The sequence below is a fragment of the Gordonia heveisoli genome (assembly GCF_030315745.1).
Classification (GTDB): domain Bacteria; phylum Actinomycetota; class Actinomycetes; order Mycobacteriales; family Mycobacteriaceae; genus Gordonia.
In genome coordinates, this window is the sequence record NZ_JASXSH010000002.1 from 307652 (window position 1) to 321117 (window position 13466).

Genomic DNA, 13466 nt, shown 5'->3' on the forward strand with positions numbered 1-13466 from the left:
ATCGTGTCCAGCCCCACCAGATGGGCCGGCGTACCGCTGGCCGACCGACGAGCCGAACGCCGCGCCCGTCTTATCGATGCCGGTTTCGACATCTTCGGCACCGACGGCGAAGCCGCGCTTTCCGTCCGATCCGTCTGTCGTGCATGCGAATTCAACTCACGCTACTTCTACGAGAGTTTCGCCGACACCGACGCCCTGCTCGGCGCCGTCTACGACCGTACGTCCGCCGAGCTGACCACGGTGGTCACCGCGGCGATCGCCGACGCGCACGACTCGGTACGCGCACGCACCCGCGCCGGAATTCGCGCGGTCCTCGACTTCGGGTCCGCCGACCCTCGGCGCGGTCGGGTGCTGTTCACCGAGGCGCGCGCCAATCCGGTTCTGGCACAGCGTCGTGCCGCTACCCAGGACATGCTGCGGGAAGCATCGGTCACCGAGAATCGCACGCGTGACGGCGACTCGATCGCCTCCGCGGTCCGCGCCGCGATGTTCACCGGATCGATGGCCGAACTGGCCCAGCAGTGGCTTGCAGGCAACCTCGGAGACGATCTCGACGCCATCGTCGACGTCGCGGTCCGCGTCTTGCTGGGTCCCCGCTAGCTGTTCGGCGCGTTCTCCCCGACCGCGCGCGCATATCGTCGGATCTCGGCAGGTCCGACGCCGCGATCGAGGCCGGCGACCAGCACCGCGCAACCCACCGCGGAAAGCACTGCACTGGCGGCAAACAGCGCGCCGAAGCCGAACAGGTCGCCGACGATGCCGCCGACCACCCCGGCGACTCCCTGTACGATCACCACAGCGCAGGCCGCCAGGGTGTAGTCGCTGCCCGCATGATCGGCCTGCGTCGCATCCATCATCAGCGTGAACACCGCAACCGTCGCCGCACCACCGAGGATGTGCTCGGCCAGGCTGGCGACGACGATCAGCCCGAATCCCCCGGCGCCTGCCGCACATACGACGTACAGCCCGAGGCTCAGGGTCTGCGCGATGCCGCCGTACAGCAGCGCGTTGCGTCGCCCGAACCGGTAGGCCAGCCAGCCGCCGATGGCGGCGCCGCCCAGCGCCCCCACCGAGGACAGCGCGCCCTTGACGAGCGCGATCTGTCCGTCGGTCAGTCCGGCGTCGACCATGAACGAGCCCACATGCGCCGACCCCATCGAGTCACCGAACTTGAATGCACCGATGATCAGGATGAAGGCGACCATGCCAGGCCGACGCAACCGGCGCAGCCATTCGCTCGCGGTCTCGCGCACCGAACCGTCACCCCGGTCGCGTCGCGCACCGCGGATCGACGTGCCCGCGCGCATCCACCAGACCGGCACGGTGGCGAGAAGCATCAGTGCCGCCATCGCGACGAACATCGCACGCCACCCGGCGAGCGACAGCAGCCATAGCAGCCCGCCGCCGCCGACGATCATCCCGATTCGGTAGGCGCCCACCTGAATCCCGTTACCGACGCCGCGCTGCGACGGAGCGAGCAGTTGGACAGCCAGTCCGTCGGTCGCGACATCCTGCGTCGCCGAGAGCAGGTTGACGACGGCGATGCCGATGAACAACCAGGTCAGCGTCGACGACAGATTCAGGCAGGCCAGCCCGAGCGCCACGGCAGCGGAGCCGAACTGCATCCACAGCAGCCACTGCCTGCGTGTTCCGTAGCGGTCGACGAAGGGCGCCCAGATGAATTTCAGTGCCCATGGCGCGAAGAGCACGCCGGTCGCACTGATCTCGGTCAACCCGAAACCGGAGCGTCGCAGGATGACCGGCACGGCCTGGGTGAAGAAGCCGAAGGGAAGCCCTTGCGCGAAATACAGGGCGGACAGCACCACCACGGTCCCGGCGGCGATCGGCGCCGTCCGGTTCGCGAAGTTCATGCGGCCATCGTCGCAGATGGGCGTGTCGGGGTGCGTCGGCACCCGCGCGCTGTCGAGTCCACCGCGGCGGTCAGGCCACCGCGTCGACCAGCACCGCCGCGATGGCCTCCAGTCCGGACTGATCGGCGTCACCGAATCTGTCCGGGACGGGGCTGTCGAGGTCGAAGACGCCGATCAACTCGCCATCCCGCACCAGCGGTACCACCAGTTCCGAGCGGGATTCGGAGTCACAGGCGATGTGGTCGGGTACGGCATGGACGTCGGGTACACGCTGCGTGGACCGGGTCCGCGCTGCCGCACCGCAGACGCCGCGATCGAGCGGAATCCGCACGCACGCCGGCTTGCCCTGGAACGGTCCGACGACCAGTTCGGTCCCGTCGTACAGGTAGAAGCCAACCCAGTTCAGCCGCGGTAGCGCGTGGTACACGAGCGACGAGAGGTTCGCCGCGTTGGCGATCAGATCGGATTCTCCCGCAACCAGGGCCCGCGCCGACTCGATCAGCGCCGCATACCCCTCGTCGGCCCGCTCGGACCAGTCGACGCCGGCCACGTCCCGGATGTCGAAGCTCATCGGTCCAGTATGCCGATACGCCACCGGAGATCCGGTGCCGCTACCGGTTTGCGCGCATACCGAACGAAAGGCCCGTCGACCGAACGGGAGCGCCGAATCAGTCGGCCGGGATGCGGGGCCGAGTGAGGAACACCAGATCGTAGGGGCCGATGGACTCGCGCCTGCATTCGGCGAAGCCGAGCCTGCGATAGAGCCGAATGTTCGCCGCACTCTTCGACCCGGTGAACAACTCGATCCGGTCGACGTCATCGTCGGCCACCGTATCGACGATGCGCAACAACGACGAGCCGAGGCTACCGCCCTGCCGGTCCGGCACCACCGTTACCCGTCCTACCTCGGCGACGTTGCGGCGCGCACGAATTCGCATGGCGGCTACCAGTCTGCCGCCGTCGCGGATACCCCATGCGGTCACCGACTCCTCGGACAGCTCCGCCTCCAGCTCGGCCATCGTCTGGGTGAGGGCCGGCAGATCGAGATCGTCGTGCAGCCGCGCCTCGCTGACGTATGCGGCCCGCTGAAGCGTCAGCATCTCCCCGGCGTCGGCGACGCCCAACCGTCGGATATCCACCTGTCCCCCCATTCGACTTTCCGAACAGCAGGCTAGCGCCACAGCTGTCCCCGACGCGAGCAGATTTGCGCCGTCGTCGGCGGCCGCGACCGCTATCCGATACCTGCGCCGACGACCTCGGTCAGCGCGGCGATCGCCGATTCGTCGCCGGTGATGGCGACGGTCTCCCCTCGCGTCCACGCCCACCGGGCGAGGTCGTCGACCTCCGCGGTCACCGTCGCGGCCGGCGTCCCGGTGGACGCCCGCACCGCCCGTGGAAACCGCTCGCCATCGGAATCCTTGGCCCAGGAACCACATTCGACGAGCCACCGTCGATCGACGTCGGCGGCGACGAACTCCACGACCGCTTCGGCACGGTAGCTCGCGTCGCCGGGCAACCATCCCCACATGACGTCCACGGCATGATCGACGACACCTTCGGCGACACCAGACTCCAATGCGGATACTCCGACACCGGCGGGCAGTTCGGCCGCATCGATGATGCGTCGACGCACGATCTCGCCCCAGAACAGATGCACATTCACCAAGTGCCACAAGAGATCAGCCGGTGTCCAGTCCGGACACGTCGGACACCGCGTCCCGGGATCGGCCCGCGCACACGCATCGGCGAGACGTTGCGATTCCACCGCGATCACGGCTGCCCGGTCCATACCCGCGATCGTCGCACGTTATCCGTGGTGACCTGGGTAAAATCCGCTGATGGACGACTCCGCGATCCCGCAACTACAGAAGATGCGATTCCAGACCGCAGCGAACCGCCTCGTCCGCACCCTCCTGGCGACTCCCGGCGTCAGCCGCGGCATCGGCCGGCGGCTGGTCACCCTCTATTTTCCCGGCGCGCGCACCGGGCGTGCGTACACCGTGCCGGTCGCCTACGTCGACCACGACGGTCGACTACTCATCAGCACCGGCTTCGCCTGGGGCAAGAATCTGCGGCCCGGGGTCCCGATCGAGGTCCGACTGCTGGGGACGCGCCGTCCGGCCGATGTCGAGGTCTTCACCGACGAGGCCACCGTGATCGCCCATCTGACCGAGATCTGCCGGAAGAATCCACGGTTCGCCGAGTTCGGTCACATCCGGACCGATGAGGCCGGCAACCCCGAACCGGACGACCTGCACGCGATGTGGCAGGCCGGGGCCCGTACATTTCTGGTCGCACCGCGATGAACAGGATTCTCGCGGTAGTGGCCCTGATCAGCGCTGCCGCCTGCGTGGCCATCGTGCTCATCTTCACCATTCGCAATGGAGTCGACGTGGCGTTCGGCCTGTTGGGCATCGCGGTCGCCGGCGCGGGCGCATGGTGGGTGGTGACCGAACGCCGTCTCCGTCGTGCCGGTGGCGTGCTGATCCTGTTCGCCGGACTCGCGATCACCATCTCCGCGCTGGCCGACGCCGTCTCCGGTCCCGGCGCCCTGATCCTCCGGGTGGCCGTCGCGGTCATCCCCTTCGCACTCGCCACGGCGTGCGCACGGCAGGCGCTGGTCCCCGAGTTGCATGCGCTGGACCAGCGGCGCGCCGCTCACATCCCCCGCCGGCCGGTCCTGATCTGCAATCCGAAGTCCGGCGACGGCAAGGTGGAACGCTTCGATCTGGTCGGCGCCGCACGCGAGATCGGCGTCGAGACGATCGTCCTCGGCCCCGACGACGACCTGGCCCAGTTGGCCCGTGACGCCATCGAGCGCGGGGCGGACTGTCTCGGTATGGCCGGCGGCGACGGCTCCCAGGCACTCGTCGCCTCGATCGCGATCGACCACGACATACCCTTTGTATGCGTGACCGCGGGCACCCGCAATCATTTCGCCCTGGACCTCGGCCTCGATCGCGACGATCCGCGAAAGACGTTGAGCGCCTTCACCGACGGCATCGAACATCGCGTCGACTATGCGACCGCCAACGGCCGGCTCTTCGTGAACAACACCTCACTCGGGGTGTACGCCGAGATCGTGCAGAAGGACTCCTATCGCGGCGACAAGACCAAGACCTTCGCCGACGAACTACCCAATCTCCTCGGACGGGAGGCCAGTTCCTTCGACATCCAGTTCACCGACCCGGACGGCCGCGAGATCGACGGCGCCTACCTCGTCCTGGTGTCGAACAACCCATACACCACCACCGCCTCGCTGGAAGCGGTCGACCGCCCGTCGCTGGAGACCGGCCGACTGGGTGTCGTCGCGGTCTCCGCTTCCACGGCCGCCGAGGCGGCCGCACTGATGGCGCGCTCGGCCGTCGGGCTCCGGCGCACCAGCCCGTACTGGCATGAGTTCACCGCAACCGAATTCCAGGTCCGGGCCCGCAGCGGTCGCGTCGCAGCCGGCGTGGACGGCGAGGCGTTGGACTTCGACACCCCACTGGACTTTCGTATCCATCCCGGAGGCCTGCGCATTCTCGTCCCCGCAGGCACCGGTCTCGTGCGAGCCCGGCGCCGCGCTCGCGGCATCCCGGTCAGCGCGCTGGTCGACGTGGCGCGCGGTCGGCCGATGCCGGTCTAGCACTCCCAGCTCACCCGCGCCGCCCCAGCCCGACTCATCTCCCAGGGGCATTCCGCCATCGTGGTCTTTACATACAGACTGATTTGTATAGACATCAGACGTACTTGGGTATATTGTCCAGTGATGTACGGCACATCAAGCTCTGCCCAGGAGGTCCCATGAGCACCCCGATGCACTCACGCTCGGCCGTTCCGGCCGCGGAGTGGCGTGACCGCAAACGACATCTGTGGCTACTTGGCCTCATTCCGCCGACCGCGATCTTCATCGCCACCGGATTCGTCGCCGCCATGAACGCCATCGGCCATGGGCTGCAACACATCTCTCCGGTGTGGTGGTGGATCGGCCCGCTACTGCTGTTCGTCATCCTGCCCGCGCTGGACGTCTTCTTCGGCCCCGACGGCGACAACCCGCCCGAGGAGCTGATGGAACAGCTGGAGAACGACAAGTACTACCGCTATTGCATCTACGCCTTCATCCCGTTCCAGTTCGCCAGCCTCATCTATGCCTGCTACCTGTGGACGACCGACGACCTCTCCTGGCTGGGTGTCGACGGCGGGTTGAGCGTCGTGTCGAAGATCGGCGTGGCACTGTCGATCGCGGTGATGGGTGGTATCGGCATCAACACGGCACACGAACTCGGTCACAAGAAGGACGAGTTGGAGCGCTGGTTGTCGAAGGTGACACTGGCACAGACCTTCTACGGCCACTTCTACATCGAGCACAACCGCGGCCATCACGTCCGGGTGGCCACACCCGAGGATCCTGCGACCTCCCGGTTCGGCGAGTCCTTCTGGCGCTTTCTGCCCCGAAGTGTGTGGGGCAGCCTGACCTCGTCGATCGAGTTGGAGCGCAAACGCCTTGAGCGGTCGGATAAGTCGTTCTGGCATCCGAGCAACGACGTGCTCAACGCGTGGGCGATGTCGATCGTGCTGTGGGGGGCGTTGACCGCGATCTTCGGCTGGGAGATCCTGCCCTACCTGCTGATTCAGGCCGTCTACGGCTTCTCCCTCCTGGAGACCGTGAACTACCTCGAACACTATGGGCTGCTACGGCAGAAGACCGCCAGTGGCCGATACGAACGCTGCACCCCACAACACAGTTGGAACTCCGATCACATCTGCACCAACATCTTCCTGTACCACCTGCAACGCCATAGCGATCACCACGCGAATCCCACGCGTCGCTATCAGACCCTGCGCAGCTTCGACGGCGCACCCAATCTGCCATCGGGTTACGCCAGCATGATCACGCTCGCCTACTTCCCGCCGCTGTGGCGCAAGGTGATGGACCAGCGAGTGCTCGATCACTATGACGGCGACATCACCCAGGTGAATATCGCCCCGACCAAACGGGACCGGATACTGAGCCGTCACGGTGTCTCCCCCGCCGCCGACAACGTCTAGGAGCCAGCATGTCCGACTACCGTTGCCCGGTCTGCGATTACGTCTACAACGAGACCGCGGGCGCACCACGTGAGGGTTTTCCGCCCGGCACGCCCTGGGCGGAGATCCCCGACGACTGGCCCTGCCCCGACTGCGGCGTACGCGAGAAGATCGACTTCGAAGGAGTTCCGTCATGAACTACAAACTGTTCCGTTGCGTCCAATGCGGATTCGAATACGACGAGGCCCTCGGCTGGCCCGAGGACGGCATCGAACCCGGCACCCGCTGGGCAGACATCCCCGATGACTGGAGCTGCCCCGACTGTGGTGCTGCCAAAGCAGATTTCGAGATGGTCGAGGTCGCCCGGCCATGACCTTCACCTCACCGGCCGGACGGGTCGTGGTGATCGGCACCGGCATCGCCGGGATGACGGCGGCGGAGGCGCTGCGCACCAGTGGATTCACCGGACCGATCACCCTCATCGGCGAAGAACCCGACCTGCCCTACCGCCGCACCGCACTGTCGAAGAACCTGGCTTCGGCCGATCTGTCGGCCGAAACCCTGACCTTACGTAAACGCGACTTCTGGTGGGACCGCGACATCGTCATCCGGACCGGCACCGAGATCACCGCCATCGACCCCGGTCGGCGACAGATCGTCGCCGACGGTGAGGACATCGGGTACGACGCACTGATTCTCGCCACCGGCGGTACCCCGCTCCGGTTTCCGTGGATGTCCCCCGGGGTCGCAACCCTGCGGACCCGCGCCGACGCCGTCGCCATCGGTGCGGCCCTCCGGTCGGGACAGCCGCTGATCGTGATCGGCGGCGGATTGATCGGATCCGAACTGGCTGCCTCTGCGGCGACGGCCGGCGGCGATGTCACCGTGCTCGAAGCGCAGGACCGGCCGATGAGCCGGGTCCTACCCGCACCGGTGGCCGATCTGCTCACCGCGCAACACCGCCACCATGGGGTGAGTGTGCACACCAGGGCGGTGGTCACCTCGGCCGACGCCGACCGCGTCGACGGCGACGGGTTCGACACGGCAGCACACGGATTCGTCGTCGCCGCGCTGGGCATCACGCCGAACACCGGACTCGCCGCACGCGCCGGCATCGAGGTCGGACCCGACGGCATCCACACCGACGCACAGTTGCGCACCTCCGCGGAGCGCGTCTACGCCGCCGGCGATGTGGCCGCACCGCCGCATCCGCTGACCGGGCAGCCCCGTCATTGCGAGCAGTGGATGACCGCGGCCGAACAGGGCAAGGTCGCCGCCGCGACGATCATGCGCGATCTGGGTGCGGCCGTCGAGATACCGGCGCTGCCGATTCCGTTGGCTTGGACAGTGCAGTACGGCATCAACATCCAGATCGCGGGATGGCCGACCGCAGGCGACCGGATCGTCATCGACGGTTCCCTCACCGACCTCGACGCCGGGGTGCGGGTGTATGCAGGCGACGGGCTCATCGGCGCGGTCAGCGTCGGCCGCCCCGCCGACGGCCGACGCTACCGGGCAGAAATCGCCGACACCGTGGCCGCGGCCAGGCAAGGTGAGCCGATAAGCTTGTCGGGATGACCGACCGTCCGACCTACGCGCAGGCCAGCAAGGCATTGCTCCGCAATTCCCTGCTCGATGCGTTGCGCGATCTCCTCGACGATCGCGACTGGTCGGCGATCACGATGGCGCAGGTGGCGAAGGCCGCCGGGGTGAGCCGACAGACCGTCTACAACGAATTCGGTTCCCGCTACGGGCTGGCTCAGGCGTACGCCCTGCGCATCGCGGCCGATTTCACCGCCCAGGTGCATACCGCCTTCGCCGCGAATACCAACGACGTGCAGGGCGCCATGCACGATGCGTTCACGGTCTTCTTCACCCGGAGTGCCGAGGACCCGCTGATCCGCTCACTACTGGCCGGCGAGGCGAATGCCGATCTGCTGAGGCTGATCACCACCGACGCCGCTCCCGTGATCGCCACCGCCGCCGATGCCCTGACCAAGACCCTCACCACGACCTGGGTGAGCCTGTCACCGGAATCGGCCGCACCGCTCGCGTCGGCGATCGCCCGGATGGCGATCAGCTATGTGGCGATGCCCCCGGAACCCGGCGTCGATGTGGCGGCCGACCTGGCGGGTGTGATGGCACCTGCCATCGACGCGGCCCGCGGTCTGACCCCGACCGACGTCAGCGTCTGAGCCGCACGTCCCACCCGAACCTCAGCGAACCACCAGGTCATGGTCGGTGGCGCTCAGCGTGATCGCGGCGATCGACTTGCCGCGCATCCACGACTCCACGAACCTCGTCAACACCGGATCCGCGCTGCGCCTGGCGAAGTCCTCCGGCGCAATCTCGATGGCCCCCACCAGATGTCGGGGTGTCGCGGTGAGTCCGACATGTCCGGGCGTCATCCGCATGCCGTCGGCGGTGTGCAGTAACACCGGGATCCGCTCGCCGGTGGGCGCGACGACGACCGCGGTACGGGTGGTTACCGCGGGATCGAAGTGGTTGACCACCAACCGATATCCCGACGGTGCGGCATGCAGCCCGACCAGATCCAGCAATCGCGGGTCGACCACGCTGTAAGGCAGGCCGATGTCGATGAGTGTTCGACCGTCGATCGCCGCGGTCCGCGACGGCAGCGGTCCCGACAGATGCCATGGCTTCGGCGGGGCGAGGGTGTCGGCCGACCGGTCGGACGTTGAGTTCGGCAGGAGCCGCCCTTGCAGCGGCGATCCGGTCGGCACGAATGTCCACGCCGAATCCCGGATGTGCTTGCGCCAGAATCCGGTCCGACCACCGTCGCGGCCCTCGACACGCAACTCGCGGTTCTCCGCCCCCGGACCCGCAGAGATCACCGTGATGGCCGAGGTGATCTCGCCGGGTATCTTCGGCTGCCGTGTCCAATCCGGTGCGGGCAGTTGCACCGCAGCCTTGCTCCGGTCCCAGGTCTCCTCGTTCAGGTCGGTGGCACTCGGCTTTCCGGTCTGCGGTTCCCAGCTGTAGCGGAAGAACACCGAATCCGAACCGGAGGAGTCGAAGTCGAAGGTCCGCGTGAACATGTCGCCGTAACGATTCATGACGAAGGTGGTCGAGGCTGCCGCCGACAAGGACACCGACCGGAACCGGCCGCCAAGCGGGCTGCCGATCTCATAGCTGTTGTCGTTGGGCAGCCAGGGGTCGGCGTAGGTGATGCGGCTGCCGTCGCCGGTGAGCGCCGGGATCATCGTCATCTTCGCCTGTCCGCTCGGATGCAGCCGGCCGGCGATGTCGGCGTACACGCGGTTCGCAGTCGGCGAGGTGACGCTCAGCGCCCATCCCCCGGTGCGACGGTCGGGCAGCTTACGTCCCGGTGCCATCCACAGCATCGCACCCCACGCCGACGTCCAATTCCACAGCCGCGGAGCATGTGTCACGTTGTCCATGGTGTAGATCCAGCCGGCCCGGTCGATGCCGACCAGTTCGTCGTCGTCGAGCGAAATCGCGGTGAGCCTCCCGTCCAGGCAGGACGGCAGGCGCACGATCCGCCAGCCGGATGCGGCCTGCCGGGGCCGGGTCAGCAGGTGCCCGTCCGCGAGCGCGAACTCCCAGTACCGGTTGAACTGGGTGCGTTCGGTGCGCAGGTCGACCCGGGCGGGCGCGAGTGCACCACGGTAGGGCGTGAAATCGTTCAGTCCGGTCCGGTCTCCGGTGGACGGCGCACCCGGCGGGAGCTGCGCGGTACCGAAGGGGACGCACCCGGCGGGGCCGGCATCGGCGTCACCCGGGGGCAGTCCGATGAGGACGGCCGCCGAGGTCAGGATGGCGACGGCAGCGGCGAGGACCCGTGGCCGGCGGGTTGTGGAGACGAACACCTGAGCACTATGCCACGGCGCCCCGTCACGCGGTCGGCTTCGGCCGGTTCAGCCGCGCGGACGCAGCTCCGGCGGCATCCACCGGCCGGTCAGGATCTCCGGATGCGGGCGGTACAGGCGGATCAGGTAGTTCCACCCCGGCGGGGTGAGGATCGCGTTGGGCGGCAGGTCTCCGTCGGCGTCGGCCACAAACCGCACCACCGTCGACCCGTCCTGCTCGCGCGCCCCGGTGACGCTGTTGACCGTGTACAGATCGTGCGCGTTCGGCTCGAAGAAGCCGTCGGCGTTGTACACCGACACCGACCAGAACGCATCGACGGGAACGTCGGAGAACACCAGGTCATAGTCACCCGGCGGCACCTTCGGATCGACGCCGACATAGGCGGCCTCCGACGTCGGCAGACCACCCCAACCCGCCGCACAGGCGATCAGGTGACGCACCGGTCGGACCTCGTCGGCGCGGCCGAAGGAGTGGTCGAAGTTGGTGAGACCGGCGGCCAAGCCGAGCAGCAGGTGCCTCGTCGCGTCGAGTCCGGCGATGTCGTAGTCGGGCATGACGAAGGACTCGCCGGAGCCGGCGGTGATGCTGATCTGGTCTTGCAACGCCGACACTGCCGCGATATCGGCCGGATCGACGGGGTCGACCAAGATCCGCACGCCGACAAGGACATACCGTGACCCTTGCTCATCGCGAGTGATGACGTGATCACCGGCATCGTGGATCACGGAGTTGATGTAATGATCCTCGTTGACGATCATCGCCGACACGTACCGGTCACCGGCCTCGGGCAGGGACAGTCGGACCGGTTCGGCCAGGTCGACGATGGCGAAGCTGTACAGGGTGTCGCGGTTGAGCCGGATCACCGTCTGCTCGTCGATGCGGGCCGGCTCCCGGTTGTGCCGGAACACCCCGATCCCGCCGGCGTCGGCCTGGATGTCGGCGAACATCCGATGCGTCTCGGCTCGGACAAAATTGTCAGCATTCACCGGAATCGTCATGGACGCATCATCGCATCACGATCGACACCACGTCGGGCAATGATCCATCACGGGTGTGCATCCAGCTCCGCGGAAGGAGTCAGGCAGGTTCACGCATGATGCCGATGTGTCTGACCCGCCCGGACAAGTACGGGTCGGTCTTCACCGCCGACCACGTCCGCAGCCCGTCGGCACTGTCGGAGTAGCGATACTCCCCCTGCCGGTAGGCGTCGAGGTACATCCGCCATACCCCGTTGGGCAGCTGAACCAGGGCCGGACCTTCGACCAGCATTCCCCAATTCCCTGGTGCGACATAGCGGTACGGGCCGATCAACGCCGGCGCGACGGCATGCTGGATGACTTTGCGGGTCTCGTTCTTGGTGAAGGCATGATAGGTGGCACCGATCTTGACCACCGTCGTGTCGATGTGGTCGGCGATGATGCCGTTCAACGGGATGGGTAGGGACCACAACCGCAGTCCCGGTTCAAGTGCCGTCATCACGTAGGGCGTGAAACCGCCGCCGGTGGACAGCGACAGCAGCAGGTTCACCCGACCTCCGTCGACGAACCATTCCGGCGCCCACGCCTTGGTGGTGAATGGGGACAACGACGGACCGTCACTCGAACCCGCCGACCCCGACGAACCCGGCCCGCTCGACGACCCGAACCCCCTGCCGTCACCGCTGCCCGGCAGAAACGCGCAGCACAGCGGCACCGGCCAGTCGATGACGTGCGTCCAGTGGATGCGGTCACGGCTGCGCGCGATGCCGACATTCGCACCGTTACCCGTCGTATAGGCGACGTAATAGTTCCCGTCGGAGTGTCGGAAGATGCTGGGATCACGCACCAGTCCGGCAGGTGGCCGGTACGCCGCCTTGCGCAAGACCTCCCAGTCGGTGCCGTCGGTGGACTGATAGACGTCCATGTCGCGGGCACTCGCGTTACTGAACGCGACCAGTGTGTACCGCCACTGCGGTGGTGCCGCGCCGCTGCGGCCCGGCACCGCGACCAGCGTGCCGGCGGCAGCGAGGATCACCATCAACAGGGCGCACAAACCGACTCGACCCGAACGCTTCACCGATGCAGTGTCACCGAGAACGCGACGCACCGCGCGACTTTCACCCCGAGCGGACCAAATCGTTACCGATAGGTGGCGACATATCCCCCGCCGACCACGTCCCGGCTGTCGGCCCGCGACATCCCCCGTCAGTTCTTCGTCAGGTCCTCGGCGAGCATCACCAGGATGTCGCTGGGGCCTCGGAGGTAGGTCAGCTTGTAGACGTCCCGGTAGTTCGCCACCCCGCGCAGCGGATGACAGCCGTGCCGGGCGGCCACGGCAAGCGCCTCGTCGATGTCGTCGACCGAGAAAGCGACCCGATGCATACCGATCTCGTTGGGACGCACGGGCGCCGATTCGATGGCCGTCGGGTGGATGTACTCGAAGAGCTCCAGACAACCATGCCCATCGGGGGTCTGGAGCATCGCGATCCGGGCATGGTTGCCATCGAGCCCGACAGCCGTGTCGGTCCAATCACCGCTGACCGTGTCCCGGCCGGTGACGGTGAGACCGAGATCCACGAAGAAGGCGATCGCCGCCTCCAGATCACGTACCGCGATGCCGACATTCTCCAGCTTGATCGCCATGTCCCGACGATATCGACGGACGCGGGTCACAGATGGTTGTGACACGCCTACGGCGAGAAGATCGACCAGTCGTCATGTTTGGGGACTATGCGGGCGCTTCGATCAGTCCTAC

16 protein-coding genes are annotated in these 13466 nt (G+C 67.0%); 8 read left to right on the forward strand and 8 right to left on the reverse strand.

Going from position 1 to position 13466, the window contains the following annotated elements:
- The first annotated feature begins 3 nt into the window (after positions 1 to 3).
- Entirely contained in the window at positions 4 to 600 is a 597-nt protein-coding gene (locus tag QSJ18_RS03095; RefSeq protein WP_286324747.1) for a TetR/AcrR family transcriptional regulator, read from the forward strand.
- Here the strand turns inward: QSJ18_RS03095 and QSJ18_RS03100 are convergent.
- The 4 genes from QSJ18_RS03100 to QSJ18_RS03115 form a co-directional block, all read right to left on the reverse strand.
- Positions 597 to 1871: an MFS transporter gene (locus QSJ18_RS03100; RefSeq protein WP_286324749.1), complete on the reverse strand. Its 1275-nt coding sequence runs from the start codon at positions 1869 to 1871 to the stop codon at positions 597 to 599. The genes QSJ18_RS03095 and QSJ18_RS03100 overlap by 4 nt on opposite strands.
- Positions 1872 to 1941: 70 nt before the next feature.
- Positions 1942 to 2442 carry a GAF domain-containing protein gene (locus QSJ18_RS03105; RefSeq protein WP_286324750.1) on the reverse strand — a complete coding sequence of 167 codons (501 nt, stop codon included), beginning with the start codon at positions 2440 to 2442 and terminating at the stop codon, positions 1942 to 1944.
- A 97-nt stretch (positions 2443 to 2539) separates the two neighbouring features.
- Complete coding sequence (locus tag QSJ18_RS03110; protein ID WP_286324751.1) at positions 2540 to 3022, reverse strand: GNAT family N-acetyltransferase; 483 nt, start codon at positions 3020 to 3022, stop codon at positions 2540 to 2542.
- An 80-nt stretch (positions 3023 to 3102) separates the two neighbouring features.
- Positions 3103 to 3660 (reverse strand): hypothetical protein, encoded by a 558-nt coding sequence (locus QSJ18_RS03115; RefSeq protein ID WP_286324752.1) that lies wholly within the window; start codon positions 3658 to 3660, stop codon positions 3103 to 3105.
- 49 nt (positions 3661 to 3709) lie between these two features.
- On the opposite strand from QSJ18_RS03115, the gene QSJ18_RS03120 reads away from it, so the two are divergent.
- The 7 genes from QSJ18_RS03120 (at position 3710) to QSJ18_RS03150 (ending at position 9076) form a co-directional block, all read left to right on the forward strand.
- Positions 3710 to 4177 carry a PNPOx family protein gene (locus tag QSJ18_RS03120; RefSeq protein WP_286324754.1) on the forward strand — a complete coding sequence of 156 codons (468 nt, stop codon included), beginning with the start codon at positions 3710 to 3712 and terminating at the stop codon, positions 4175 to 4177.
- Complete coding sequence (locus QSJ18_RS03125; protein WP_286324755.1) at positions 4174 to 5499, forward strand: diacylglycerol/lipid kinase family protein; 1326 nt, start codon at positions 4174 to 4176, stop codon at positions 5497 to 5499. Before QSJ18_RS03120 ends, QSJ18_RS03125 begins: the two co-directional genes overlap by 4 nt.
- 158 nt (positions 5500 to 5657) lie before the next feature.
- Positions 5658 to 6902 (forward strand): alkane 1-monooxygenase, encoded by a 1245-nt coding sequence (locus tag QSJ18_RS03130; RefSeq protein ID WP_286324757.1) that lies wholly within the window; start codon positions 5658 to 5660, stop codon positions 6900 to 6902.
- Between the two features lie 8 nt (positions 6903 to 6910).
- Positions 6911 to 7078: a rubredoxin gene (locus tag QSJ18_RS03135; RefSeq protein WP_286324758.1), complete on the forward strand. Its 168-nt coding sequence runs from the start codon at positions 6911 to 6913 to the stop codon at positions 7076 to 7078.
- Entirely contained in the window at positions 7075 to 7254 is a 180-nt protein-coding gene (locus QSJ18_RS03140) for a rubredoxin (protein ID WP_286324759.1), read from the forward strand. The genes QSJ18_RS03135 and QSJ18_RS03140 overlap by 4 nt, the downstream gene beginning before the upstream one ends.
- Positions 7251 to 8459: an NAD(P)/FAD-dependent oxidoreductase gene (locus tag QSJ18_RS03145; RefSeq protein WP_286324760.1), complete on the forward strand. Its 1209-nt coding sequence runs from the start codon at positions 7251 to 7253 to the stop codon at positions 8457 to 8459. The genes QSJ18_RS03140 and QSJ18_RS03145 overlap by 4 nt, the downstream gene beginning before the upstream one ends.
- A complete protein-coding gene (locus tag QSJ18_RS03150) occupies positions 8456 to 9076 on the forward strand; it encodes a TetR/AcrR family transcriptional regulator (RefSeq protein WP_286324762.1) in 621 nt (206 codons plus the stop codon). Before QSJ18_RS03145 ends, QSJ18_RS03150 begins: the two co-directional genes overlap by 4 nt.
- A gap of 21 nt (positions 9077 to 9097) precedes the next feature.
- Here QSJ18_RS03150 and QSJ18_RS03155 read toward each other — a convergent pair whose 3' ends face one another.
- From QSJ18_RS03155 to QSJ18_RS03170, 4 genes are all read right to left on the reverse strand, one after another.
- Positions 9098 to 10732 (reverse strand): hypothetical protein, encoded by a 1635-nt coding sequence (locus tag QSJ18_RS03155; RefSeq protein WP_286324763.1) that lies wholly within the window; start codon positions 10730 to 10732, stop codon positions 9098 to 9100.
- Positions 10733 to 10780: 48 nt separating this feature from the next.
- A complete protein-coding gene (locus QSJ18_RS03160) occupies positions 10781 to 11731 on the reverse strand; it encodes a DUF1254 domain-containing protein (protein ID WP_286324764.1) in 951 nt (316 codons plus the stop codon).
- 79 nt (positions 11732 to 11810) lie between these two features.
- Complete coding sequence (locus QSJ18_RS03165) at positions 11811 to 12749, reverse strand: glycoside hydrolase family protein (protein WP_286324842.1); 939 nt, start codon at positions 12747 to 12749, stop codon at positions 11811 to 11813.
- A gap of 167 nt (positions 12750 to 12916) precedes the next feature.
- Positions 12917 to 13354 (reverse strand): VOC family protein, encoded by a 438-nt coding sequence (locus tag QSJ18_RS03170; RefSeq protein ID WP_286324765.1) that lies wholly within the window; start codon positions 13352 to 13354, stop codon positions 12917 to 12919.
- Positions 13355 to 13466: the final 112 nt, after the last annotated feature.